This is a genomic window from Clostridium sp. UBA4548, assembly GCF_002387895.1.
Lineage (GTDB): Bacteria > Bacillota > Clostridia > Clostridiales > Clostridiaceae > Clostridium_J.
The window spans coordinates 1-25,593 of record NZ_DGLI01000005.1 but is presented as its reverse complement, the minus strand read 5'-3'; the positions used below and the strand labels follow the sequence as shown (position 1 = coordinate 25,593).

General features: G+C 31.5%; 22 protein-coding genes, 1 pseudogene and 1 riboswitch. Of the genes and pseudogenes, 21 read left to right on the top strand and 2 right to left on the bottom strand.

Annotation, left to right across the window (positions count from 1 at the left end; all coding sequences use genetic code 11):
* Together B3040_RS02510 and B3040_RS02505 are read right to left on the bottom strand one after the other, a co-directional pair.
* Positions 1 to 373: pseudogene (locus tag B3040_RS02510) on the bottom strand (hypothetical protein); the annotation flags it as partial.
* Positions 374 to 722: 349 nt separating this feature from the next.
* Positions 723 to 1,184, bottom strand: coding sequence for a redoxin domain-containing protein (locus B3040_RS02505; RefSeq protein ID WP_291569863.1), 462 nt, complete (start codon positions 1,182 to 1,184; stop codon positions 723 to 725).
* 566 nt (positions 1,185 to 1,750) lie between these two features.
* On the opposite strand from B3040_RS02505, the gene B3040_RS02500 reads away from it, so the two are divergent.
* From B3040_RS02500 to gltX, 21 genes are all read left to right on the top strand, one after another.
* Positions 1,751 to 3,259 (top strand): DUF1846 domain-containing protein, encoded by a 1,509-nt coding sequence (locus B3040_RS02500; protein ID WP_291569861.1) that lies wholly within the window; start codon positions 1,751 to 1,753, stop codon positions 3,257 to 3,259.
* Positions 3,260 to 3,712: 453 nt separating this feature from the next.
* Positions 3,713 to 4,273, top strand: coding sequence for a helix-turn-helix domain-containing protein (locus tag B3040_RS02495; RefSeq protein ID WP_291569857.1), 561 nt, complete (start codon positions 3,713 to 3,715; stop codon positions 4,271 to 4,273).
* 289 nt (positions 4,274 to 4,562) lie between these two features.
* Positions 4,563 to 5,465 carry a trans-4-hydroxy-L-proline dehydratase activase gene (locus B3040_RS02490; protein WP_291569855.1) on the top strand — a complete coding sequence of 301 codons (903 nt, stop codon included), beginning with the start codon at positions 4,563 to 4,565 and terminating at the stop codon, positions 5,463 to 5,465.
* A gap of 6 nt (positions 5,466 to 5,471) precedes the next feature.
* The gene (gene hypD / locus B3040_RS02485) at positions 5,472 to 7,850 is read left to right on the top strand and encodes a trans-4-hydroxy-L-proline dehydratase (RefSeq protein ID WP_291569851.1); all 2,379 of its coding nucleotides are present in this window, start codon (positions 5,472 to 5,474) and stop codon (positions 7,848 to 7,850) included.
* Positions 7,851 to 7,870: 20 nt separating this feature from the next.
* Positions 7,871 to 8,683 (top strand): pyrroline-5-carboxylate reductase, encoded by an 813-nt coding sequence (gene proC / locus B3040_RS02480; RefSeq protein ID WP_291569849.1) that lies wholly within the window; start codon positions 7,871 to 7,873, stop codon positions 8,681 to 8,683.
* A gap of 20 nt (positions 8,684 to 8,703) precedes the next feature.
* The gene (locus B3040_RS02475) at positions 8,704 to 8,985 is read left to right on the top strand and encodes a pyrimidine/purine nucleoside phosphorylase (RefSeq protein ID WP_291569847.1); all 282 of its coding nucleotides are present in this window, start codon (positions 8,704 to 8,706) and stop codon (positions 8,983 to 8,985) included.
* A gap of 303 nt (positions 8,986 to 9,288) precedes the next feature.
* Positions 9,289 to 9,855, top strand: a complete 567-nt coding sequence (locus B3040_RS02470) for a TetR/AcrR family transcriptional regulator (RefSeq protein WP_291569845.1) — start codon at positions 9,289 to 9,291, stop codon at positions 9,853 to 9,855.
* Between the two features lie 299 nt (positions 9,856 to 10,154).
* Entirely contained in the window at positions 10,155 to 10,523 is a 369-nt protein-coding gene (locus tag B3040_RS02465) for an HsmA family protein (RefSeq protein WP_017416866.1), read from the top strand.
* A 389-nt stretch (positions 10,524 to 10,912) separates the two neighbouring features.
* Positions 10,913 to 10,956: riboswitch (PreQ1 riboswitch) on the top strand.
* A 273-nt stretch (positions 10,957 to 11,229) separates the two neighbouring features.
* Positions 11,230 to 12,201, top strand: a complete 972-nt coding sequence (locus B3040_RS02460) for a nucleoside hydrolase (protein ID WP_291569842.1) — start codon at positions 11,230 to 11,232, stop codon at positions 12,199 to 12,201.
* Positions 12,202 to 12,759, top strand: coding sequence for an ECF transporter S component (locus B3040_RS02455; protein WP_291569840.1), 558 nt, complete (start codon positions 12,202 to 12,204; stop codon positions 12,757 to 12,759).
* Positions 12,760 to 12,761: 2 nt separating this feature from the next.
* On the top strand, positions 12,762 to 13,451 hold the full coding sequence (locus B3040_RS02450; RefSeq protein ID WP_291569838.1) for a radical SAM protein: 690 nt from the start codon (positions 12,762 to 12,764) through the stop codon (positions 13,449 to 13,451).
* A gap of 236 nt (positions 13,452 to 13,687) precedes the next feature.
* Positions 13,688 to 14,071 carry a RidA family protein gene (locus tag B3040_RS02445; RefSeq protein WP_017416876.1) on the top strand — a complete coding sequence of 128 codons (384 nt, stop codon included), beginning with the start codon at positions 13,688 to 13,690 and terminating at the stop codon, positions 14,069 to 14,071.
* A 143-nt stretch (positions 14,072 to 14,214) separates the two neighbouring features.
* Positions 14,215 to 14,640 carry a GNAT family N-acetyltransferase gene (locus B3040_RS02440; protein ID WP_291569833.1) on the top strand — a complete coding sequence of 142 codons (426 nt, stop codon included), beginning with the start codon at positions 14,215 to 14,217 and terminating at the stop codon, positions 14,638 to 14,640.
* A 243-nt stretch (positions 14,641 to 14,883) separates the two neighbouring features.
* Positions 14,884 to 15,459, top strand: coding sequence for a TetR/AcrR family transcriptional regulator C-terminal domain-containing protein (locus tag B3040_RS02435; RefSeq protein WP_291569831.1), 576 nt, complete (start codon positions 14,884 to 14,886; stop codon positions 15,457 to 15,459).
* Between the two features lie 113 nt (positions 15,460 to 15,572).
* Positions 15,573 to 16,592, top strand: coding sequence for a DUF5692 family protein (locus B3040_RS02430; RefSeq protein WP_291569829.1), 1,020 nt, complete (start codon positions 15,573 to 15,575; stop codon positions 16,590 to 16,592).
* A gap of 273 nt (positions 16,593 to 16,865) precedes the next feature.
* Entirely contained in the window at positions 16,866 to 17,537 is a 672-nt protein-coding gene (gene hypB / locus B3040_RS02425) for a hydrogenase nickel incorporation protein HypB (RefSeq protein WP_291569865.1), read from the top strand.
* A 35-nt stretch (positions 17,538 to 17,572) separates the two neighbouring features.
* A complete protein-coding gene (locus B3040_RS02420) occupies positions 17,573 to 20,263 on the top strand; it encodes an FAD-dependent oxidoreductase (RefSeq protein WP_291569827.1) in 2,691 nt (896 codons plus the stop codon).
* 26 nt (positions 20,264 to 20,289) lie between these two features.
* Positions 20,290 to 20,631 (top strand): hydrogenase maturation nickel metallochaperone HypA, encoded by a 342-nt coding sequence (locus tag B3040_RS02415; RefSeq protein WP_291569825.1) that lies wholly within the window; start codon positions 20,290 to 20,292, stop codon positions 20,629 to 20,631.
* A 272-nt stretch (positions 20,632 to 20,903) separates the two neighbouring features.
* Positions 20,904 to 22,109: a hypothetical protein gene (locus B3040_RS02410; RefSeq protein ID WP_291569823.1), complete on the top strand. Its 1,206-nt coding sequence runs from the start codon at positions 20,904 to 20,906 to the stop codon at positions 22,107 to 22,109.
* 37 nt (positions 22,110 to 22,146) lie between these two features.
* The gene (locus tag B3040_RS02405; RefSeq protein WP_291569821.1) at positions 22,147 to 23,439 is read left to right on the top strand and encodes an erythromycin esterase family protein; all 1,293 of its coding nucleotides are present in this window, start codon (positions 22,147 to 22,149) and stop codon (positions 23,437 to 23,439) included.
* A 478-nt stretch (positions 23,440 to 23,917) separates the two neighbouring features.
* A complete protein-coding gene (gene gltX / locus B3040_RS02400; RefSeq protein WP_291569819.1) occupies positions 23,918 to 25,588 on the top strand; it encodes a glutamate--tRNA ligase in 1,671 nt (556 codons plus the stop codon).
* Positions 25,589 to 25,593: the final 5 nt, after the last annotated feature.

The window sequence follows — 25,593 nt, the reverse complement described above, 5'->3', positions numbered from 1 at the left end:
CCTGAGTCTTTGGTTCTTCTATAACTGGAGTTTCAGTTGTAGGACTTTGTACTACTGGAACTTCTACGTTATTATCTTCATTTGTTACTGGTGTTTCTACTCCTGAATTGTCTTCATCAGCAACTACACAATTATCACTAGGTAATTGAACTTGTATTGGTGCAATACCATCACAAGAATTTTTTAAGTTTAAAGGTAAATTTATAGTTTGTCCATTATTTTGTGGATTTGAAATTTGTTTTTGAACTATTTGCTGTGTAGGAAACTTTGGCATTTCAACTTTATTTGTAGCTGTTCCAGCAGCTACTCCTGAAGCAGAACCTCCTGCAGTAAATAGAGATAAAACTAAAGCTAATAATTTATTTGTTATCATATATCAACAACTCCTTATTTTTTATTTTGCTCCTTGCTTTCTTGGGGGTATGTGTAACTCCATCTTGCAATCAGTAGCTTTTATTTCTTAGGTGCCTTGCTGATGAACATATCTTAACATGGGATAAAAACTAAAACAACCCCTGTCCAAGGTTTTCATAATAAGGGTAAAATTATCCATTTTAAAATTTATTATTTAAAATCGCAAAGGTTTTATATGTGAATTTATTAGTTGAATTTCTATATAATAAGCTAGCTAACTAAAGCTTAATGTGCATTATTAGAGGGAAAAATACAAATTTAAAACTGCTAAACCTAATTACTAAATTAGGAGATTAGCAGTTTTTTTGCTACATATTAGATAATACTTCAATAACCTCATTAATATCAGGAAGTTCGCTTAGGGGATACACTTTAACCCATTGAACTACACCATACTCATCTATTATAATATTAGCTCTTTCAGACATACCTTCAGCTTCCATAAAAATACCGTAATCCCTTGCTACTTTTCCATGGGGCCAAAAATCAGAAGGAATTCTTAGATTTTTAAGACCAAGTGCTACAGCCCATACCTTTTTACAAGGGGTAGGGTCAACACTAAAACCAAGAGGAATTGTATTTAATTCCTGAAACTTTTCCCAACTATTTTCTATGGCTCGCATTTGGTCTGTACATACTGGTGTCCAAGCAACTGGATGCCAAGAAAGTAGGACTCTTTTACCTTTGAAGTCTGATAATTGTAAGGGGTTATCATTATTGTCTTTAACTGAAAATTCTGGAGCTACAGCTCCAACCTGAACTAAACTCATATACACAACTCCTTTATGAAAATATAGTAGTAGTATGTGAGTAATTTAATTAATTTATGAAAATATTGGAGTTAGCTTCTTTTCATTCACTACAATTGAAATATGTAGGTATATAGAAAAACTATATTGTTACGATATAACTATTGGTTGTAGTTATATTTACAAATTAAAAATGTAGTGCTGAATTACAAGTTTTTTTAAAACTAAATTAGAGTATTAAAAAAAAATTTAATACAAGATAATATCTATAGGAACTAAATTCAAAAAGCCACTTACGAGCATAGGTAAAAGTAAACTAAGAAAGCAAATTTCTTTTAATGAACAGCATTATAATTTTATAATATAGGAAAGATATGCGTACACTTATTTACAATTACTTATTAAAAATTAGAAAAGTCATTTTCATAAAAGTGAGAAGATTCAATTTTAGTCACAAGAAAAATTCAATGTTTTAGCGATTTCTTAAGCAAAATAATATTTTACAAAAAATATTATTATAAACTCTTAATTTTATGTAGATTTATGATAAAATAATCAAAGGACATTTTATATGAGTGAGGTAGATTATGAAAAAAGGATTTGATCCAAAGAAATATTTAGAAGAACAATCAAAATTTATTCTTGAAAGAGTTAATAATTATGACAAACTTTATTTGGAGTTCGGAGGAAAGCTTTTATTTGATTTACATGCCAAAAGAGTACTTCCAGGCTTTGATGAAAATGCAAAAATTAAATTGCTTCATAAGTTAAAAGAAAAAGTTGAAGTAATTATCTGTGTTTATGCTGGTGACATTGAAAGAAATAAAATTCGTGGAGACTTCGGTATAACTTATGATATGGATGTGTTAAGATTGATTGACGATCTTAGATCCTACGAGCTAGATGTAAATAGTGTAGTAGTAACTAGGTATGATAACCAACCTGCAGCTACACAATTTATGAATAAGCTAGAACGTAGAGGAATTAAGGTTTATACTCATAGCGCTACAAAAGGATACCCTACAGATGTAGATATAATTGTTAGTGATGAAGGCTATGGTAAAAATCCGTACATAGAAACTACAAAACCAATAGTTGTAGTAACTGCTCCTGGCCCTGGAAGTGGAAAACTTGCCACTTGTCTAAGTCAGCTATATCATGAGCATAGACGTGGCAAAGTTGCAGGGTATTCGAAATTTGAAACCTTCCCAGTGTGGAATGTGCCTTTAAAACATCCACTAAATATTGCTTATGAATCAGCCACAGTAGATTTAAAGGATGCCAATATGATTGATCCATTCCACTTTGATGCTTATAATGAAGTAGCAGTAAATTATAATCGTGATGTGGAAACTTTCCCAGTATTAAGAAGAATTATAGAAAAAATTACAAAAGAAGAATCTGTTTATAAATCACCAACAGACATGGGAGTTAACCGTGTTGGTTTTGGCATTATTGATGATGAGATAATAAAAGAAGCATCGAAACAGGAAATAATTAGAAGATATTTTAAAACTGGTTGTGAGTATAAAAAAGGATATGTAGATTTAGATACTTACCATAGAGCAAAACTTATTATGGAAGAACTTAATCTTAAGGGAGAAGACAGAAAAGTAGTTGTACCAGCAAGAGAAAAGGCTGCAAAGCTTAAGGAAATTACTTGTAAAAATGAACCTTGTCTTGCTGTGGCTCTTGAACTTGAAGATGGTACAATAATAACTGGAAAGAACTCTGAGACTATGGATGCTACTGCCGCAGTAGTATTGAATACTATTAAGTATGTTGCTAATATCCCAGATGAGATTCATTTAATTTCTCCAGTAATTCTTGAGCCAATAATTAATCTTAAATCAAAAAACTTTGGTAGTAAGGTTACTGCCTTAGATTGTGAAGAAATCTTAATTGCACTAAGTATTAGTGCAGCAACTAATCCAATGGCTCAATTAGCTATAGAAAAATTATCGGTGCTTAAAGGTTGTCAGGCTCACTCAACAACTATACTAAGTACAACTGATGAACAAACCTTTAGAAAACTTGGAATAGATGTGACCTCAGATCCAGAATACGCTTCAGATAGCTTGTATTATAATGAATAATTAACTGCTAAATGAGGAGTTTTACTTAAAATATAATATTCAGTAATTAATAAAAAAGATGTAGGTATTGAAAAATATATCCTACATCTTTTTTTTCTATTCATAAGGGTTGAAAGGATTACTATTACAAAACCTAAGTGTTATCAAAATTATATTTCATATAAATGAAATATAATTTCATGACAAATAAAAATATATAGACAAATTGGAAATACTATACTATTATATAAGTATAGTAAAAATAATTATTTAATAGTATAGCACTATGAAGTACTAAAATAAGTGGGCAAGGTATAAAAAATTATAAATCAAGGATCCGCTAATATACTTAAGTATTAAGGTATGTGTGAAATTTTATTTCAAGAATGTGAAAAGTGAATATAAATGCCTTCTTACGGAAATTTTTATAGTTATGATATAATTAACTATAAAAGAGAAAAGAGGGAATATAACATGATAGAAGATATAGGACGAAAAATTAAAGAATTGAGAAATAGTCAGAATTTAACTCTAAAAGAATTAAGTGAAAAAACTAACCTGTCCATAGGTTTTTTATCTCAGTTAGAAAGAGGATTAACAACTATAGCAGTAGATACCCTTTATAACTTGGCTAAATCATTAGGGGTAGACCTATCTTATTTCTTAGTAAGCCCAAAAGAAAATAAAAAAATTGTGCTTCGAAGTTATGAAAAGGAGTTAATCCAAATAAATAGCAATCAATTTATATACTATAATCTAACAAATTCCAGTGAAGATAAGGTGTTTTTACCTAGATATATTGAGATTCTTCCAAGAAATAGTGATGAAACAGTTACTCAATATCAACATGAAGGTCAAGAATTTGTATATGTTATGGAAGGAATACTCACATTAGTTTTTAACAACGAAACCTATGAATTATATCCAGGAGATAGTGCACATTATGATTCAAGTATAATACATAATTGGTATAACAGAACTAGTATGACAGTAAAAATGATTACTGTACACACACCTAATTTCTTACAAAAATAGACTTGTTAAGTGGATACACTCTTTAATTAAATCACACCTGATAAATATAGGGTTAGTAGACTATTTAGCTGTAATAAAGTTTAGTCAGTGAAAAGAGCTTTTAGGGGAATCAAGTGAACATAATATAAAAATTGTACTTTTAAATTTGGTTCCCTGTGAAATTATAAATTTTTTTAACTATTTAAGAATACTTTGTAGTTAATAGATTTTTATTCAGGAGCTTTTACTGAAAACAAAAATCTATCATATGTGGAATTGTTAAAAAAATAACAAAAATAGGGGGGATTACTTGTTTTCTGCGACTACAGTAAATATTCAAAAGTTTTCAGTTCATGATGGGCCGGGGATACGTACTACGGTATTCTTAAAGGGGTGTCCTTTAGAATGTTGGTGGTGCCATAATCCTGAAAGTCAAGATCTAAATCCTGAAATTCTTTATTTTGAAGAAAGATGTACAAAGTGTGGTAAATGTATAAAAAGATGTGAAGGAAAAGCCTTAGAATTTAAAGATAATTATTTAACAATAAATAAAGGCACGTGTAATCTTTGTGGAAAGTGTGCTGATTTTTGTCCTAATAATGCAAGAGAATACGTAGGAAGGTATTTTACAGTAAACGAGTTGATGAAGGAAATTATAAAAGATGAGGCTTTTTATGAGGAATCTAATGGTGGGGTAACTTTTTCAGGAGGTGAACCACTAATTCATGCAGATTTTCTAAAGAAGGTTTTAGAAGGGTGTAAAATTAGAGGAATCCATACAGCTGTAGATACTTGTGGACATGCTACTTGGGAAAGCTTTGAGAAGATATTAGGCAAAGTAGATTTATTTTTATATGATCTTAAAATCATGAACAATGAGAAACATAAAAAATATGTAGGAGTAGAAAATAAACTTATATTAGAAAATTTAAAAAGGCTTTCAGCTAGGAACTGCAATATTTTTATTAGAATGCCTATAATTGCTGGTATTAATGATGATGATGCCCATATAACTGAAGCTATTTGTTACCTGTCAAAGTTAAATATAATACAGGTTAATTTATTACCATATCATAAGATGGGTATGGACAAATATAAAAGATTAAACATGGAATATAAATTATTGGGCATAGAAAAACCATCAGAGGATAAAATGGCTGAAATAGCAGAGAAATTTATAAAAGCAGGAATGAAAGTAAAAATAGGGGGGTAGTTAAGTATGATTAATGAAAGAGTAAAAAAGTTAAGAGAGCAAAGCTTAAATGCAATTCCTCGTATTTCAATGGAGAGAGCCCAAATTGTGGATAAAGTTTATAAAAAATATGAAGGAAAGGTTTCTACACCAGTATTAAGAGCTTTAGTTTTAAAGGAATTAATGACAAAAAAGAAACTTTGTATTAATGATGGTGAATTAATAGTTGGTGAGAGAGGTGAAGAGCCTGCAGCAACTCCTACTTATCCGGAATTATGTTGTCATACAATTGAGGATATGGAAATTATGAATAAACGTGAAAATATTTCTTTTAAATCAACAAAAGAAGATATAAGGATGCAAAAAGAAATTATAATTCCTTACTGGGAACAAAGATCAATTAGAAATAAAATTCTAGAAAGTATGGATGAGGAATGGAAAGAATGCTATGCAGCAGGAATATTTACAGAATTTATGGAACAAAGAGGTCCAGGACATACAGTTTGTGATGATAAAATTTATAAAAAAGGTTTCTTAGATTTTAAGGAAGATATCCAGAAAGCTATTAGAAATCTAGATTTTTTAAAAGATGATGAAGCTTTAGCTAAGAAAGATCAACTTGAAGCAATGAGTATTGCCTGTGATGCCATAATGATTTTAGGTGCTCGTTATTCTCAATACGCAAAAGAACTTGCTGAAAAAGAAGAAGATTTAACTAAGAAAAGAGAACTTCTTTATATTTCAGAAGTATGCAGTAATGTACCTGCAAAGGCACCAAGAAACTTCAGAGAAGCTCTTCAAATGTATTGGTTCGTTCATTTATGTGTTATTTCAGAGTTAAACCCATGGGATGCATACTGTCCTGGAAGATTAGACCAACACCTATATCCATTCTATGAAAAAGAAGTTGAAGCCGGAACTTTAACAGCTGAGGAGGCTGAAGAACTACTGCAGTGTTTCTGGGTTAAGTTTAATAATCAGCCAGCCCCACCAAAGGTTGGAATAACACTAAAGGAAAGTGCCACCTATACAGATTTCGCAAATATCAATGTTGGAGGATTGCGATTAGATGGTTCTGATGGAGTTAATGAGGTAAGTTATATAATACTCGATGTAATAGATGAAATGAGGTTATTACAACCTAGCTCAAATGTTCAAATAAGCAAGAAGAGTCCACAAAAATTTGTTAAAAGAGCCTGTGAAATTTCAAGAAAAGGATGGGGCCAACCATCTATGTTCAATACAGATGCTGTAATTCAAGAGATGATTAATGCAGGAAAATCTTTAGAAGATGCTCGCTGTGGAGGTAATAGTGGATGTGTTGAAACTGGGGCTTTTGGAAAAGAAGCCTATATTCTTACAGGATATTTCAATTTACCAAAGGTATTAGAAATCACTTTAAACAACGGTGTAGATCCACTAACTGGTAAGAAAATAGGTGTTGAGACTGGCGAGGTGACTAACTTTGAAACCTATGAGGAACTGTTTGATGCCTATAAAAAACAACTAAACCACTTTATAGATATAAAAATTAAAGGAAATAGAATAATTGAGAAAATATATGCAACTAGAATGCCAGTACCATTTCTTTCTGTTGTGACAAATGATTGCATTTCCAAAGGAAAAGATTACAATGCTGGGGGAGCTAGGTATAATATAAGCTATGTTCAAGGTGTTGGAATTGGAACTATTACTGATGCTTTTACAGCTTTGAAATATCAAGTGTTTGATAAAAAAAATATAACCATGGATGAAATCATGGAGGCATTAAAAAGTAATTTTCAAGGTTATGAGGACATCTTAAAATTAGTAAAAAGTAGAACACCAAAGTATGGCAATGATGATGATTATGCAGATGGTATAATGCAAGAAATATTCCAAGCCTTTTACAAAGAGGTTGATGGAAGAAAGAATGGTAAGGGTGGAGTGTTTAAAATAAATATGTTACCTACCACCTGTCATGTTTATTTTGGTTCAGTAATTGGTGCAACTCCAAATGGAAGAAAGGCTCATGTGCCTCTTTCAGAAGGTATTTCACCAGAAAAGGGTGCAGATACAAATGGGCCTACAGCAGTAGTTAAATCTGCAGCAAAAATGGACCATTTAAAAACTGGCGGAACCTTATTAAATCAAAAGTTTACTCCATCAGTAGTTGAAGGTGAAGAAGGGTTAAATAATATGGCTAATTTAGTAAGGACTTATTTCAAACTAGATGGTCATCATATTCAGTTCAATGTTGTTAGCAAGGAATTGCTTATAGAAGCACAAAAAAATCCAGAGGAATATAAAGATCTTATTGTTCGTGTTGCTGGATATAGTGATTACTTTAATAACTTGGATAGAGTATTACAAAATGAAATTATAGATAGAACTGAACAAGCTTTTGAAGGAAGTAATGCTTGTTAGTAACATTATGGAGGTAGGTTATGAATAAAACAATAGGATTTATTGGCTGTGGAAACATGGGCACTGCAATGATAGGGGGAATTATAAAAGCTAATATAGTGACTTCAGATAAAATTACTGTTGCAGATCTAAATGAGAAGAATCTTAAGGAAACAAAGCTAAGATATGGAATAAATATAACTACTGATAATAGAGAAGTAGCTAAGAATACAGATATTTTGATTTTATCAGTAAAACCAAACTTATATCCAATAGTAATTAATGAGATAAAAGACCATATTAAAGAACAGGCAATAATAGTAACTATTGCTGCTGGTAAGGATATAAAAGGTACTGAAGACATGTTTGGAAGAAAAGTAAAGGTGGTTAGAGTAATGCCAAACACACCTGCACTTGTTGGAGAAGGAATGTCAGCAATATGTGGAAATGAAGTAATAACAAAGGAAGAACTAGTGGAAATAGTAAACATTTTTGAAAGTTTTGGTAAGGCAGAAATAGTAAGTGAAAAGCTTATGGATGTAGTAACAGCAGTAAGTGGTTCTTCACCAGCTTATGTATACATGTTTATAGAAGCTATGGCAGATGCTGCTGTACTTGACGGCATGCCAAGAAATCAGGCATATAAATTTGCAGCACAAGCTGTCCTTGGAGCTTCAAAAATGGTGTTAGAAACAGGAATCCATCCAGGAGCTCTTAAGGATATGGTTTGTTCTCCAGGTGGCACAACTATAGAAGCAGTAGCAACTCTTGAAGAGAAGGGGCTAAGAACAGCAGTAATATCAGCAATGAGAAATTGTACTAAAAAGTCTATAGAAATTTCTAATTTAAAGTAAGAGTATATGGGAGGAAAAAAATGTTTAAAACAAATGAATATTTTGATGGAAAAGTAAAGTCTATAAGTTTTACAAAGGATAATGGAGCAGCTACCATTGGAGTAATGGCTGTAGGAGAATATGAATTTGGAACCTCTAGTAAGGAGTTTATGACAATAACTAGTGGAAAGATGTTAGTGAAGCTACCAAATTCCCATTGCTGGGAAGAGTACAAGGAAAATGAAACTTTTATAGTAGAAGCAAATGAGAAGTTTCAGGTAAAGGTTAGTGAAGAAACAGCATATTTGTGTTTATATAGGTAGGATATATAACCTATTTATATAAGAAACTTAAGGGGAAAAAGTACTTAATATAGAAAGTATCTTTTAGAACTACTTTATTAATATGATTATATCCTTAGTAGAAAGATGTAGGTTATTCAATAATCTGCATCTTTTTTATATTGTAGCATTAATTTTAATATAGCCTATTTAGCTTAAAAGCTTTAAAATATTAGTAGCGTAATTTTAAAAATAAAAAAATAAAATAGCTGCTATTAAGATAATAACACTTGACAATATGGAAAAAAGTCAATATAATGAACAGTGTTCAGAAGGAGAGTAGAGGTGTTAAAGTTGGCTAGGACAATTGAAAATCCAAAAGAACTTATTATGAAAAAAGCTAAAGAAATTTTATTTACAGAAGGATACTCTAAGCTAAGTATGAGAGCTTTAGCTAAGTCTTGTGATATAGCAATAGGTACTTTTTACAATTATTATCCTACAAAAAAAGACCTTATTATTGAAATGATGGAAGAACATTGGAATAAATGTTTTGAAAGACTTAACATAATTATGGAGGCTAAGGAAGACTTCTACATTAAACTATTTAAAATTTATGAAATACTTAAAGAGTTTATTACTAGTTTTAAGCAAGTTTGGCTAAAGCCAGATTTGTATGATAACAAAGATTATGTAGAAGGTGGATTGCAAAGACAAAATATTTTTATTCATAGATTAATTCTTGATATAGAAAAAATCTTACTTGAAGAAGTTAAAGGGAAAAGTATATTAATAAATTTAAGTACTTATGATCTAGCTAAGTTTATTTTAATGAACTTTATATCAATAATTCAAACACCTACATACAAATATAAAAATTTTGAAAATATTTTAAAAGTCTTGCTTAAATAATTTTGTAGAATCAAGTTACAGGGAACTAGAGTTAAAACTTAACCTATACAGTAATCCTGCCCTTGTTCTCTTAGGGGATTATGAATATGAATAAGTTAAAAATTCATCATGGAACCCTAAAGTAGGTAAAAACTATAAATTTATTATTATGCTAATAAAAATCATATCTAAAGGTATGATTTTTAATATAAATACAAATGAACATTGTTCACTGATGGGAAGTGAAGTATCTTTGGTTATTTTAAGGATAAGTTTTATTTTCATATTAAGTAAACAACATTAAAAAAGGAGGAATATTTATGTTAATTTACGCAGTAATATCTATTAATTTAGCATTTCTATTTTATACTATTGGAGTATGGAGTGAAAAGAAGCAAGGTAGCTTAAAAAAGTGGCATTTAGTTGTATTTTGGTGTGGGTTAGTTTTTGATACATTAGGTACAACCATTATGAGTAAAATTGCTGGGGTAGGGTTTGGTATAAACTTTCATAGTATTACGGGTTTCTTTGCCATAGTTTTAATGTTATTCCATGCCGGATGGGCCACAGTTGTTTTAAAGAAAAATGACGATAAGGCTAAAATGAGCTTCCATAAATTTAGTATAATTGTTTGGTTAATTTGGCTAATCCCATTTATTTCAGGGGCAATAGTTGGAATGAGTAAGTAGTAAATTTATTACTTTAAGAGTTGAAAATTAGACTCTAATAATTAAATAAAATAATAATTAATGAAAAAACCTAGAGAGAAAATTCTCTAGGTTTTTTCTTGTAACTACTTAAACAAAAACCTAGTATGAGAAGTTTATATTAGTAAGAAGCAAATTTAAAATAATATTTTTGGAGGTTATTAGTAAAAGTTATTGAAAAATTTAGCGTAATTAAAAGCCTAATCTATAAGTAAATCTGTAAAAGGATTTGTTTATAGATTATTTAAATTTTAAAGATTTCTTTAAGTATAATTCCATTTGTGTATAAAATAACCTGTATAATTACGGTTAAATTTATGATATAATACCTAATGAAAATTAAATATAAATCCATAAATCCGCTAATTTTAGTGGGACTGGTTCGAGAACTCCCAGTATAAAAAACTAAGGATTTAATACGGTATAGCTGTATCCTTAGGTATAGCTTTTTTTGTTTTTTGAAAAATTATAGACCTTGTTTATAAAGCTATAATAAATATGAATATTTTGGAATTATAAGTAGTGGTTATATGTTAAAAAGTAATACATCAATATAAGGATGAAATGAAATTAAAGGTTTCTTTTATAAAGATGATATAGTAATTTAAAACTAAAAAAGTTATATGTTCCGTTCTCAGGTAAGGCATCTGAAAATGCCTAAAATTTAAATGAGAAAAGGAGAAGGAAAATGGAAGGAAAGAGAAAGGTAATTATTGATTGTGACCCAGGAATTGATGATTCTTTGGCACTGCTTTTAGCTCTTAAATCCCCTGAGTTAGAGGTTAAAGGGATCACTGTGGTATGCGGTAATGTTCCAACAAAGCAAGGGGTGGAAAACACTTTAAAGGTATTAGAACTAACTAATTCTCTTCACATACCTGTATATTTTGGAGAAGAAAATCCACTGGTAAGGGAACTAGTAACTGCTCAGGATACCCATGGAGAAGATGGTGTAGGACGGTGTTTCTTTCCAAAAGTGGAAGGTGGCTTAGTAAGAAATGAGGCTGTTGATTTTATTATTGAAAGTCTTAGAACTGAAGATAAACTATCAATTATAGCCTTAGGACCACTAACTAACCTTGCAAAGGCAATAAGGAAAGATAAGGAAGTTTTTAATAACTTAGATGAATTTGTATCCATGGGAGGTAGCTTTAGAAGTCATGGTAATTGCTCACCTGTAGCAGAGTTTAATTATTGGGTAGATCCTCATGGTGCCGATTATGTTTATAAGAATCTAAAAAAGAAAGTTCACATGGTAGGCTTAGATGTGACAAGAAAAATAGTTTTAACACCTAATATTCTTGAATTAATTAATAGATTAGGTGGGCAAATGGCAAAATATATAATTGATATAACAAAGTTTTATGTGGACTTTCATTGGAAGCAGGAAGGTATAATTGGATGTGTAATTAATGATCCCTTAGCTGTAGCTTATTTTATAGACAGGTCCTTATGTAGTGGTTTCAGTTCATACACAGAAGTGGTTAAGAAGGGAATTGCTATGGGACAGACTATAGTGGATGTGGAGGACTTTTGGAAAAAACAGCATAATTCAGTAATTTTACAGGAAGTGGATGCTTCTAAATTTATGTATATGTTTCTTCAAAGGTTGTTTCCAGAGAGCGTAGAAGTAATAGCTAGTGTTAAGGGGGTTATATAAATGAACAAAAATTCAACATTAAAGTTAACTATAGTGGGCTTTGGTATTGCCCTAAATATTGTAGGAGCTTTTATAGCTCTAAATCTTAAGCTACCAATATACTTGGATTCCATTGGAACAATTATGGTTTCCTTCATATTAGGGCCAATATATGGAGTAGTTACTGGACTTTTAGGTAGCGTTGTAAGTGGAATTACCTTTGATATATATTCATTATACTTTGCACCAGTACAAATATTCACAGGGCTTATTGGTGGTATTATGTATAAAAAAGGTTTCATGAATAAGTTTAAGATGCCTTTAGGAGTGTTAATTGTATCAGTGTTTTCTTCCTTGTTAGGTGCTGTCATAGCAGCTTACTTATTTGGAGGAATTACTTCTTCAGGTTCTACCTATATTGTTCAATTGTTATCAGGCTTAGGAGTTAATAAAGTTGTAAGTGTATTTATAGTGCAGTTCATAACCGATTATGCAGATAAGTTTGTAGCAGTTTCCCTAGCAATGTCAGTAATAGTAGGAATTCCAGGAGGTTTAAAACAAAGATTAGTAAGGAGCTAAAAATGGATAGATATAGTGTCATTGAGAATAAAAATAAAAGAGAAATAGTACTTTTAAAAGCTTTTCCCTGTGTTTGGGGCAAATGTTCCTTTTGCGATTACATTTCCGACAACTCTAAATCAAGAGAGGAAATAAATGAACTTAACTTTGAGGTTTTAAAAAGTGTTAATGGAAAGTATAAAATCTTAGAGGTAATAAACTCAGGTAGCTGTTTTGAAATTCCTGAAGAAACCTTACTTAAAATTAAAAAAGTTATTCAGGAAAAGAGCATTGAGAAATTATTTCTTGAAAGCCATTGGTGCTACCGAAATAGATTACAGGAAATGAGGGATTTCTTTAAAGTACCTATAACCTTTAAAATAGGAGTAGAGACCTTTGATTACCATTTTAGAAATGAAGTTCTAAATAAAAATGCTAAATTTAATTCTCCAGAAGAAGTAAAAGAGTTCTTTGATTCTCCTTGCTTAATGGTAGGAATAAAAGGACAAACAAAAGATATGATAGAAAAAGACATACAAATAACTTTAAAGCATTTTTCTCATGGAACTATTAATATATTTACTCCAAACACCTCTAAGCTGGAGAGGGATGAGGAGCTAATCACTTGGTTTAAAGAGAAATATAGTTATTTAAATAATTATCCCAATATAGAAGTTTTATATAACAATACGGATTTTGGTGTAGGAGATTAATAAGATAATAACAAGTATTATATAGATTCAAATACTTAAAGTTACATGTGTTAACATATTTAGTTTTATAAATAATAATAAGCATCTTTTAGAAAATATATTATTATCTTCTAAAAGATGCTTATTTTTCTGGAAAAATGTAATTATTTGGTTTATAATACAGATATATGGCAAATAATTAGAGAAAAATTTAAAATAGGATTAACAAATTTAAATGAATTTTTGGAGGCTATGTTATGGGGAGAAAAGCTTTTAATTCAGAAGGTCCAGCGCCAATTGGTCCATATTCAAGAGCTGTAGAAATGGGGAACTTAGTTTATTTTTCTGGGCAAACACCAATTGACCCAGCTACAGGAATTTTAGTAGATGGAGATATTAGGGTACAAACTCAGCAGTGTTTTAAAAACTTATTTTCAATCTTAGAATCTGCAGGGTTGACGTCTGATGATGTTATGAAGTTAAATGTGTATTTAATTGATATGAAAGACTTTGAAGAGATGAATGAAGTTTACTCAAAGCAATTTAATTCACCGCCACCAGCTCGCACAACTATAGGGGTTAGGGAACTTCCTTTAGGGGCTAGAGTTGAAATTGAGATGATTGCATATAGAAATAAATAGTAATTACTAGTTTAGGATCTGTATTTTCTATACAGGGCCTTAAGCTTTACATGTAAATTTCAAGCTATATCTATAATGAAGTAAATAATATTAATAGTATAAACTTTTTTTAGTGAGTACATGTAAAATGGGGAGGGTTAAATATGAAAACATATGCAATAGAAGAAGGAACAAGGGAAAGTCTCAGGATAGTTGATGATGGAATAGTTGAATATAATAATTCAAAAGTACCCTTTACTCAAGAACCAACCTTTATACCAATAAGCAGAATTATTAAAGAAGACAATGAAGAGATTGTAGCTGGAGTAAATGCGTTATTATACTGTTGGAATTGTATGTACATAGACGTACTATGGGTAAAGGAAGGTTTTAGGGAAAAGGGGTACGGCTCAATACTTTTAAGGGAACTGGAAAAAATCGCAAAGGAAAAGGGATGTTCATTAATTCACTTAGACACTTTTGATTTTCAAGCAAAGGATTTTTATCTTAAACATGGGTATGAAATTTTTGGGGTATTGGAGAACTGTCCAGCTTGCCATATGAGATATTACCTTAAGAAGAATATATAAATGTAAATTTTGGAGTATTATTAAGGGTAATTGTAATTTAAATATATAAAGGGCAGAAATGAGCTATAACTTTGAATTAGAGTTTATAGCTCATTTTTTATAATACTAAGTATTGCTAAAATCTGCAAGAATATAGAATGATAATATATTTTATAAATGGTATAATAGCCGTATAAATGTAAAATTTGGAATAAAGCAAAACACAAGAAATTGTAGAATAATTACATTTTGGGGGAGATGTTCATGAAGCAGTGTGCTAAACCTGCAATGATTAATTCATTCAAGGATTTATTAAATAAAAAATCCATAGATAAAGTTACAGTAAAGGATGTTTGTATTCATTGCGGAGTAAATAGGCAGACTTTTTATTATTATTTTAAGGATATTATAGACATACTTAATTTCACAATAGTGGAAGAGTTATCTGCAGAGATTGCTCAAAATAGGACTTTTGAAACTTGGGAAGGTGGCTTTCTGGCAACAATGAATTATTTCAAGAAGAATTCAATAATGATTTTTCATATATGTAAGTCTTCCTATTGGCCAGAAGTAAAGGGTTATTTTATAGACTTTTCAAATAAATTACTTCATTATGTAGTTAATGAATGCGAGTACAACATGGGTGTAAAACTACAAGAAAAAGATCGAGTGTTCATTGTGAATTTTTATAGACATGTATTTAATGGACTCATGATGGACTGGGTATGCGATGGTATGAAAGAAGAACCGAAAGTTATTTTAGATAAGCTTCTTTTAATGATAACTGGAAGCGTTTCACGGTCAGTTGATGCGTTTATAAAATATGAATTGAAAGGTTGATTTAAACCCCTTCAAAACAGACATTTTGGGTTATGTGTCTATTGAAGGGGTTTTTGCAGTACCTGTATAATTAAATTAAAAACAAATTTAGATATCATTAGGGAGGTAAAAATATGTTTGTTTTTAATTATGCAGAGGGAGCAACAGTATTAAGTGTTTGGGGTGTCTGGATACTGGTTTTTGCACTACTCTTTGGTTTAAATGAAGTAACCAGAAGGTCTAAGGAGGTTGGATTTTTCTGTTTTGTTGTTTTACCAATAATACTTTCAGTGATATGGTTTACAGCATTGAAAGATACTACTTATACTGATTGGTTTCATTTAGCAAAAGTTTATTCTTCTACAGCAGGATGTATAGGATTTTGGTGTATTAGACATGTTAAGGGAAGGAATAAATTAACTGGTAAGGAATGGAGAGTGTCTGAAATGAAGTGGGCATTATGCTTTCCACCATTAATTCTTGCTATTAACATATTAGAAGCTGTTGCTCGTGATTTTCAAGTTGGCTTGCAATATGCTGGTGGGGGAATATTAGCTGACGATGCTATGTATGTACTTGGTGGTTCATGGAACTTCATGAATGGTATTGCTGGAATTTTAAATATAATTGCTATTACTGGATGGCTTGGAATATGTATACGTAAGAAAACAGCTAAAGATGGCAGCAGAGACATGATTTGGCCTGATATGCTATGGTTCTGGATTATAGCTTATGACCTTTGGAATTTTGCTTATACTTATAATTGTCTTCCAGGACATGCTTGGTATTGTGGCTTTGCATTGCTATTAGCACCAACTCTTTGTGCCTTTACAGTTGGAAAAGGAGCATGGCTACAGCATCGTGCGCAAACCTTAGCGATTTGGTGTATGTTTGCTCAGACATTCCCAGCATTTATTGATAAAGGAGCTTTTGCAGTAGCATCAACTTATAATACTACAGCACTTTTTATTTTTAGTCTTGTATCTTTAATATCTAACATAACAGTGGTTGTTTATATGATTTACAAAGCAGTTAAAACAAAGAGAAATCCATATATGGGGGAATTATATACGGATTTAAGTAAATATAAGGAAGTAAAAGCACTTGCAGAAAAGAGTAACTCAATAGGTGTTCAAGTGAATAATTCACTATAATTATAAAAACTTTTAAGGGAACTAAAGTTGACTCATATATAAGTTAAAACTTGACTTTGGTTCCCTAAAAATATAATAAGGAATGATAAAAAAATAACAATATCATAGAGCAATGACACTTAATTATTGGCATCATGAATCTAAGAGGAAGGTCTATTAGATTCAAATTTCTTAAGGAAGCCAGCAATGTTTTCTTAAGAAGCTTTAAGGGGTAAGGGGACTTGAAACTAAAGCTAGAAATAAGAATTTAAAATGAAATGGGGTATAAATAACATGGACAATTACAAGGTCTTAGAAATTAAGCAAAGTGTTTTTGAAGATAATAATAAACAAGCTGACTTACTTAGGGGAGAGCTCAAGAAGGAAAAAACTTTTTTATTAAACTTAATGTCATCACCTGGATCAGGAAAAACTACAACAGTTTTAAGAACAATTGAAGCACTGAAGGGTGAAATGAATATTGGGGTCTTAGAAGCAGACATTGATTCTGAAGTAGATGCTAAGACCATATCTAAGACAGGAGCTAAGGTAATTCAATTACATACAGGGGGGATGTGTCACCTAGACGCAGATATGACTAAACAGGGATTAAAGGGTTTAGGCACAAATGGGATTGATTTTATTATTTTGGAAAATGTGGGAAATTTAGTGTGTCCAGCAGAATTTGATACTGGTGCATCAAAAAATGCCATGATTCTAAGTGTTCCAGAGGGTGATGATAAACCGTTAAAGTATCCTTTAATGTTTTCCATTGTTGATGTTTTATTAATTAATAAAATGGATACCTTAAGTGTTTTTGACTTTGATTTAGAAGCTGTAAAGGAAAGAGTAAAAAAATTAAATCCTAATATTAAGGTTATTCCAATTTCTGCAAAAAAAGGTGAAGGTCTTGAAGAATGGGTAGATTGGATAAGAACAGAAGTTAAGAACTGGAATGAAAACTAAGGCTATAATAGATATTATTTGGGGGGGAATCATAAATGGCAAATCAAAAAGTATTAGAATTTGCTAATAAAATTAGCAGGACAAAAATGGGGTCAAAATCGGAAATAAAACCAGCGGATCCAGAGTATAAAATTCTAGAACCCGTTGTGACAGAAGAGATGGCAGAGGTAGCACTTCATCTTCAGCTGCGTAAACCACTAAGTGCAAAGGAGATTTCAGACCTTTGTGGTAAATCAGTAGATAAAACTGAAAAGTTACTATGGGAACTAGCTATGGCAGGGGCAGCTTTTGTTAATAAAATAGATGGTGTTGATAAATATTGGCATGAGATTTGGGTGCCAGGGCATATGGAAATGATGGTTAATAATAAAGAAAATGTTAAGAAATATCCTCAAATAGGTAAAGCTTTTGATGATTATGGAAAACTAAGAGGACCTAAAGCCTGTGGAAATGTTCCCGTAGGTGGAGGACCTATGAGGGTTATCCCTATAGAACAATCTATTTCTGGAGAAACTAGAAGGGCTTCCTATGAAGAAGTTTCTAAATACCTGAATGAAAATAATATTTTTTCAGTTTCAGATTGTTCTTGTCGTACCTCAAGAGAAGTTATGGGTGAAGGCTGTGGGCATTTAAAGGAAGATATGTGTATTCAGTTAGGTCATGCTGCTGAATACTATATCCGTACGGGAAGAGGAAGAGAAATTACTCGTGAAGAGGCTTTTGAAATCATTAAAAGGGCAGAAGAAAATGGGCTAATGCATAGCATACCAAATACAGATGGCCCGGGAAAAACTCACGCCATTTGTAACTGCTGTGGATGTTCATGTTTTGCTTTAAGAATTGCTAACATGTTTGTTAATCCTGATATGGTGCGTTCAAATTATATTTCGCAAGTAGATAAAGAGAAATGTGTTGCTTGTGGAGAATGTGTTGAAAATTGTCCGACTGGAGCCTTAAAGCTTGGACAGAAGGTTTGTACTAAAACACCTATTATAGAAAAGAAAAGAGAACTCCCTTATGATACAGAGTGGGGTGAAGATAAATGGAATCCAAATTATCGTACTAATAGAAAAGTAGTTGTGGAAACTGGTTCAAGTCCATGTAAAGCAGAATGCCCTGCACACATTGGTATCCAAGGGTATATTAAGTTAGCAGCTCAAGGAAGGTATACTGAAGCGCTTGAATTAATTAAGCATGAAAATCCCTTCCCAGCAGTTTGTGGACGTATTTGCCCAAGGAAATGCGAATCAGCTTGTACTAGGGGAGATATTGATGATCCAATTGCTATAGATGAGATTAAGAAATTCATTGCACAGCAGGATTTAAATAAAGAAACAAGATATATACCTAAACTTAAACATCAGTATGGAAATAAAATTGCAGTGGTTGGAGCGGGACCTTCTGGACTTTCCTGTGCTTTTTATCTAGCAATTGATGGATACAAAGTAACTGTTTTTGAAAAACAAAAAGCCCTTGGGGGTATGCTTACCTTAGGAATTCCATCCTTTAGGTTAGAAAAGGATGTAGTAAATGCTGAAATCCATATTCTTAGAGAACTAGGTGTAGAATTTAAAATCGGTGTGGAAGTTGGCAAAGATATAAGCCTAGATGACTTAAGAAAAGAAGGTTATGAAGCTTTTTATGTAGCAATTGGTGCTCAAGGGGGGAGAAACCTTGGCATTGAAGGGGAAGAGGCAGAAGGTGTAATAACTGGTGTAGAGTTTTTACGCAAGGTAAATTTAGGCGAAGAAGTAAAACTAGAAGGAGAAACCATAGTAATTGGAGGGGGCAATGTTGCCATTGATGTTGCTAGAACTGCAGTTAGAGTTGGAGCTTCTAAGGTGGATATGTATTGTTTAGAAAATAGAGAAGAAATGCCAGCTCTTGGAGAAGAAATTGAAGAAGCTTTAGCGGAAGATATTATAATAAATAATTCTTGGGGACCAAAAGGAATTGTTACAGAAAATGGACGCGTAGTTGGAGTAGAATTCAGAAAATGTATTTCTGTGTTTGATGAAAACAGAAGATTTAACCCTAAGTATGATGAAGAAACCACTAAGGTAGTTAAGGCAAAGCATGTACTTATCTCTGTTGGTCAAGGTATTGAATGGGGCAGATTACTTGAAAACTCAAAAGCACAGTTAAATCGAAATAAAACAATTAAAGCAGATCTTCTAACTCTTCAAACAGAAGAACCAGATGTGTTTGCTGGAGGAGATGCATTAACAGGACCTAAATTTGCAATTGACGCTATTGCTTTAGGAAAAGAGGGCGCTATTTCAATTCATCGCTACGTTCACCCAGGACAGAGTTTAACTATAGGACGTATAAGAAGAGAGTATAAAGCCTTTGATAAGGAAAACCTCAATCTTGAAGGATATGATAGAATTTCTAGGGAAAAAGTAAGTCATGTAGATGGGAATAAATCTAAAGAAACCTTCAGTGATTTGAGAGAAACCTTTACAGAGGAGCAAGTACAGAAGGAAACAGAACGTTGCCTTGGGTGTGGTGCAACAGTTGTAGATGAATACCTTTGTGTAGGCTGTGGAGCTTGTACTACTAAGTGCAAGTATGATGCAATTAGGCTAGTGAGAAGATATGACAAAGAAAATCCTGAGTTTAGTGATATGAAGGCTAATGTAGTAAAGCATGCCTTAAAACGTAAGGTGAAAATTGTAGTGAAAAAACCAGTAAAACTCTTAAAATCTATTTTTAGCCAAGAGTAAAATGTTAAAAAGAAAGGTGTTTTTTCATGCATGAATTAGGGGTTGTTATTGAAGTTATCAAAACTGTTGAGAATTTTGCAAGAAATAATGATTTAAGTAAAATAGATACTATAGTTCTTCAAATTGGGGAACTATCCTCCATGATTCCTAGATATGTTGAAGCCTGTTATCCCGCAGCAGTAGATGGTACCTTATTACAAGATACTAAACTTAAAATTGAAATACTGCCAGGCAATGGGATTTGCAAGGAATGTAATAAAGTTTTTAATCTTATTGAGAACAACAGTAAATGTCCAAAATGTCAAAGTAGAAGCTTTGAACTGTTAGGCGGCAAAGAATTTATGATAAAAGAAATCATCGCTTGTTAAGAAGGTTATAACCATATAAATTAAGAAAAGAGTGGCAAAACAAAAAACTTTATTTAGCCACTCTTTTTATACTTAAAAAATAAAGAGATTAACTGGCAAGGGTGAAAGAGTTTAAAATAGAACGTTACATTTTCATCATTAAGTGCTAATTATGGATTTAACAGAGGAAACTAAATATTCGTAAAATTCGTTGATATTATTCATATACTACCATATAATATTAATAATATGATGGAATAATTTCACATTTAAAGAAGGGATTAGTGATTTTTATGGGGGAACAAAAAGTAAGTTTTATTAATAAGACTAATACTAGAAACAAGTGGTTAATTGTTATCATAGGTATAGTGCTTATTTTTGGGGTAAGTTATTTTATATTTTTTTATCCTAATAATACCAAAACTGCAGGAGATTACTTAAGTGATAATTATAAAACTGCAGAATTTAATGAAGAGGGCATAGCATCAACACTTAGCTTAATAGATGATAGCAAAAAATATGATGTGTTTTTTACAGGGGAATATCATGGAAGGTTAGGAAATGAAAAAATAAGCCTAGAAATGCTAAAGTATTTGAATAAAACATCAGGGGTAAACTACTTAATTTGTGAATTACAATATAGTGTAGTTTCTAAATTAAATAAATACATTGAAACTGGAGATGAAAAACTCCTAAGCGAAGCTGTGAATGTTGTGAGACAGCGTAATCCAGCCTATGCTGGTGAGAATTATTATAAATTCTGGCAAGGAATTTATGAGTATAATAAAACCTTACCAAAGGATAAGAAAATACAAGCCTTTGGCATAGATATAGATTTTCAATCAGATTACACTGTAAGCATATTAAATGATTTAATTCCAACTAAAGAACCTCCTGCCGAAATAAGTGAGAAACTAAAAAAATTTAAATCAATGCTTACAAATGATGAGATAAGTAATGAAGAAGCACTTAATATCACTTCTGCCTTAAAAGAAGATTTTAATGATAAAGCTCAGGTTTATAAAGCCTTCTTTGGGGAGAATTTTAATGAGTTTAGAAACAATATAAGTAGCATGGTTAATACTATTAAGTATGCAAAAACTGAAGATGTTAATAGAGATGAGTTAATTTATGATAATTTTATGAGAATATATAAGGAGAATCCAAAGGGAAAATACTATGGTCAGTTTGGAGCATTTCATATCTATAGACAAGATTTCTTAGATAGTGGTAAAACATTTTTTACATTTGCAAAAATGATAGAAAATAAAGGAAATTTAAAAGTATTATCCATACCTATAATTTATTTTGATAATGCAGATTTAATGAGCGAAGCTGATAATTTAGCAAGTGGTAATTTCTCAATATTTAAGCTAAATGGAAAAGGGTCGCCTTATAGAAAGTCTCAAGATACCATAGTTACAAAAAATATAATTGGTGGTATGAATGGAAATACAACAGATAATTACCAGTATGTGATTTATACCAGAGACAAGTAAGAATATTATAAATTATAAAGACAGAAGAGGTGTGTTCATGAAAACATCTAGATTTGTTTCATTGATACTAGCATGCCTAGTGTTTTTATCAATAGCAAGTGGTTGTTCTAAAAGTACCAAGGTATCAGTAGAGCATCCAAAGGGTTTGCCTAAAGTAGAAAGTACTGATGAAACTAGTGAATATTTAAAAAGTAATTATAGTGCTATTAACCCAGAAAAAGAAGATGATTTTTCAGATTTATCTATTCTTAGTAACGACTTAAAAGATAAAGAAATATTTTTCACTGGAGAATATCATGGATTTAAAGCAAATGAGATATTGAATATGAAATTTCTTAAGTACTTTAAAGAAAAGGTAGATTTTCAGTATTATCTTTGTGAACTGTCCTATAGTGATGCATATTTCTTAAATAAGTTTTTGGAAACTGGAGAAGTTAAAATCCTTGAAGACATATATAAGCCTTTGAAGGGAACCTTTGTATGGAATAAAGACAGCTACAACCATTGGAAAAAGCTTTATGAATTTAATAAGACTCTACCTGAACCTAGAAAGATTAAAGTAGTGGGAATAGATATAGAGCATCAACCAGAAAATGCATTACTCTATATGACCACAGTACTACCTAAAAAAGAAGCTCCTGATAAAATAAAGAGCAATATTGAAGGGTTAAAAAAACTTTTTCAAAATATTTCGAATCAAAGTCATGATAAATTAATTAATTTATGTAAGAAATTAAAAAAAGATATGGAAGTACAAACTGAAGTATACAAAGAATATCTAGGGGAGGACTACTTTGGTTTTAAGTTAGTAAATGACAATATCTTATACACTAAGGAAGCTTATTCAGCAAAGGAAAATAATTTTAACAAGGTTAGAGACAAAAGGATATATGAGAACTTTGAAAAAGTCCATGATAATTTGCCAAAGGGAAAATACTATGGACAATGGGGAGTTAACCATATATTCCAAAGAGAACAGGGAGACATAAAATGGGTGGGAGCTGCAATGAATGAAAAGGGTTCTAGGTTGGAAGATAAGATTTTGTCAATTGTATATATGTATGAAGATTGTAAGCAAATGAGTAGAACAGATAATAATAAATACACTATAAATGACTTTAATTCAAATAACTCCTCTATATTTGACAGCTTTATAGAAAAGAATTATACTCTATTTAAACTAAAAGGTGAGAATTCACCGTTTAGTAAGAAGTTAATATGGTTAACTCCTGATGGTAATCCCACAGCTGGAGTTACAACAGATTATTATCAATATGTAGTGGTAATTAAAGACTCTCAAGCAACAGAGCCTATTAATGACGAATATTGATAAAAGCACCTTTACAATAATAGATATTAGATATATAATGTTACACATATTTCTAAAACTGTGACAATACTGTATATGCGTTGAAGAAGAAGAGTACATGGAAAGTTAATTTAGGTATCTGAAAATAAATAACAAGTAAAAGATACCGTATAGAGATCTAAGGAGGGTGAGAACTTAGAATTTAACTCTGTGGAAGGAAGCTTTGGAGCAATAAATAGAAAGTCAAATTTGATGTAGTATATTTATGGGGTAATTCCCTTAAAGATAATTAAGTTGGGTTAAGGAAACTTAACCAATTTAGGTGGTAACGCGGAAAATAGCCTTTCGTCCTAAGATATTTGGATGAAGGGCTATTTTATTTGCTGGTAACACGGAGCAGTTTTTTTAGTTGACTATTCATTACTTTAAGTAATGAAAATAAAGAGTAGTGAAAGATATAGTTTAGACTTTAAATGATAAAAAGAAGGGAAGGAAAGTTATGAGTTATGATAAATTAGCAAAACTAATATACCCAAACATGGATAAGAATCCAGAGTATTATTTTGAAAAGTATCCTAAGAGGAATTTGCCAGAAGGAGCTAAGGTTACTCGATATGCACCAAGTCCAACAGGGTTTCAGCACATTGGTAGTGTGTTTTCTGCCATAATTGATGAAAGATTAGCGAGTCAAAGTGGTGGGGTTTTTTACATTAGAGTTGAGGATACAGACCAGAAAAGAGAAATAGAAGGGGCTGTTGAGGATACTATAGAAACCATGCATAAGTTTGGACTAAATTTTCATGAGGGAATGGTATCAAGGCATGAATCAAAAGGTGCTTATGGACCTTATAGACAAAGTGAGAGAGAAGAAATATATAAGACTTTTGTATATGATTTAATCAACAAGGGCTTAGCATATCCTTGCTTTTGTACTGCTGAAGAGCTAGGAGAACTTAGGGAAAGACAGATTAAAGAAAAGATAACTCCAGGATACTATGGACAGTATGCAAAGTGTAGAAACATATCAACTGAAGAAGCAATTAAAAGAATTGAAAGTGGTGAAGCGTATATAATTAGATTAAAATCACCAGGACATCCAGAAAACAAGGTGGAAATTCATGATTTAATCAAAGGTATTGTTACCTTTCCAGAAAATATTCAAGATATAGTTCTAATAAAAGGAGATGGATTACCAACTTATCATTTAGCACATGCTGTGGATGATCACTTAATGGGCACTACTCATGTTATTAGAGGAGAAGAATGGCTATCCTCAGCCCCAATTCATGTTCAACTTTTCCAGGTTTTAGGGTTTAAGGTTCCAAAGTATGCCCACACTCCAACTATTATGAAAATAGACGGAGATTCTAAAAGGAAGTTGTCTAAGAGGAAGGATTTAGAAGCTGCAGTTTCGTATTATCACCAAATGGGATATCCAGTGGAATCAGTTACTGAATACTTGTTAAACATAATTAATTCAGATTTTGAACAATGGAGAGTTGATAATCCTCATGATAGTAGCACTAATTTTAAGGTGGAACTGGAGAAGATGAGTAAAAGTGGAGCATTATTTGATTTAATTAAGCTTAATGATGTTTCTAAAGAGGTCATAGCTAGAATGAAGGCAGAGATTGTATATAGTAAATATATATGTTGGGCTAAAGAGTATGATAATGAGATGTATGATCTTGTTACGTCAAATGAGGCTCTAAGTAAAGCTATATTTAACATTGACAAAGAGGGCCTAAATCCAAGGAAGGACTATGCGAAGTGGTCTGAGGTTAGAGAAAAAATATTTTATTTCTTTGATGAATTGTTTAATAGAGAAGAGAAGGAAGCTATAGAAATTCCAACTAATATGAGTTTTGAAGAAGCCAAGAGAATTGTAGAGACTTATTCAAAGGTTTATAATTTTAATTCAAATAAAGAGGAATGGTTTGAGGAGTTGAAGGTCATAGGTAGAATCCTTGGTTATACTGCTAATAGAAAAGAGTTTAAAGCTAGCCCTGAAAACTTTAAGGGCATGATAGCAGATGTGGCAGCAACTATAAGAACAGCATTAACTCACAGAGTTAATGCTCCAGATCTTTATACAGTAATGCAAATAATGGGGGAAGCTAAAGTTAGAAGTAGATTTAAGGCATTTTCAAAAAATAGAGTGTGTAAATAAGTCTG

Bases quoted from the DNA above. Each gene is read 5' to 3' on its own strand.
- B3040_RS02505 (WP_291569863.1), bottom strand. From the start codon at position 1,184: ATGAGTTTAGTTCAGGTTGGAGCTGTAGCTCCAGAATTTTCAGTTAAA.
- B3040_RS02500 (WP_291569861.1), top strand. From the start codon at position 1,751: ATGAAAAAAGGATTTGATCCAAAGAAATATTTAGAAGAACAATCAAAA.
- B3040_RS02495 (WP_291569857.1), top strand. From the start codon at position 3,713: ATGATAGAAGATATAGGACGAAAAATTAAAGAATTGAGAAATAGTCAG.
- hypD (WP_291569851.1), top strand. From the start codon at position 5,472: ATGATTAATGAAAGAGTAAAAAAGTTAAGAGAGCAAAGCTTAAATGCA.
- proC (WP_291569849.1), top strand. From the start codon at position 7,871: ATGAATAAAACAATAGGATTTATTGGCTGTGGAAACATGGGCACTGCA.
- B3040_RS02475 (WP_291569847.1), top strand. From the start codon at position 8,704: ATGTTTAAAACAAATGAATATTTTGATGGAAAAGTAAAGTCTATAAGT.
- B3040_RS02465 (WP_017416866.1), top strand. From the start codon at position 10,155: ATGTTAATTTACGCAGTAATATCTATTAATTTAGCATTTCTATTTTAT.
- B3040_RS02460 (WP_291569842.1), top strand. From the start codon at position 11,230: ATGGAAGGAAAGAGAAAGGTAATTATTGATTGTGACCCAGGAATTGAT.
- B3040_RS02455 (WP_291569840.1), top strand. From the start codon at position 12,202: ATGAACAAAAATTCAACATTAAAGTTAACTATAGTGGGCTTTGGTATT.
- B3040_RS02450 (WP_291569838.1), top strand. From the start codon at position 12,762: ATGGATAGATATAGTGTCATTGAGAATAAAAATAAAAGAGAAATAGTA.
- B3040_RS02445 (WP_017416876.1), top strand. From the start codon at position 13,688: ATGGGGAGAAAAGCTTTTAATTCAGAAGGTCCAGCGCCAATTGGTCCA.
- B3040_RS02440 (WP_291569833.1), top strand. From the start codon at position 14,215: ATGAAAACATATGCAATAGAAGAAGGAACAAGGGAAAGTCTCAGGATA.
- B3040_RS02435 (WP_291569831.1), top strand. From the start codon at position 14,884: ATGAAGCAGTGTGCTAAACCTGCAATGATTAATTCATTCAAGGATTTA.
- B3040_RS02430 (WP_291569829.1), top strand. From the start codon at position 15,573: ATGTTTGTTTTTAATTATGCAGAGGGAGCAACAGTATTAAGTGTTTGG.
- hypB (WP_291569865.1), top strand. From the start codon at position 16,866: ATGGACAATTACAAGGTCTTAGAAATTAAGCAAAGTGTTTTTGAAGAT.
- B3040_RS02420 (WP_291569827.1), top strand. From the start codon at position 17,573: ATGGCAAATCAAAAAGTATTAGAATTTGCTAATAAAATTAGCAGGACA.
- B3040_RS02415 (WP_291569825.1), top strand. From the start codon at position 20,290: ATGCATGAATTAGGGGTTGTTATTGAAGTTATCAAAACTGTTGAGAAT.
- B3040_RS02410 (WP_291569823.1), top strand. From the start codon at position 20,904: ATGGGGGAACAAAAAGTAAGTTTTATTAATAAGACTAATACTAGAAAC.
- B3040_RS02405 (WP_291569821.1), top strand. From the start codon at position 22,147: ATGAAAACATCTAGATTTGTTTCATTGATACTAGCATGCCTAGTGTTT.
- gltX (WP_291569819.1), top strand. From the start codon at position 23,918: ATGAGTTATGATAAATTAGCAAAACTAATATACCCAAACATGGATAAG.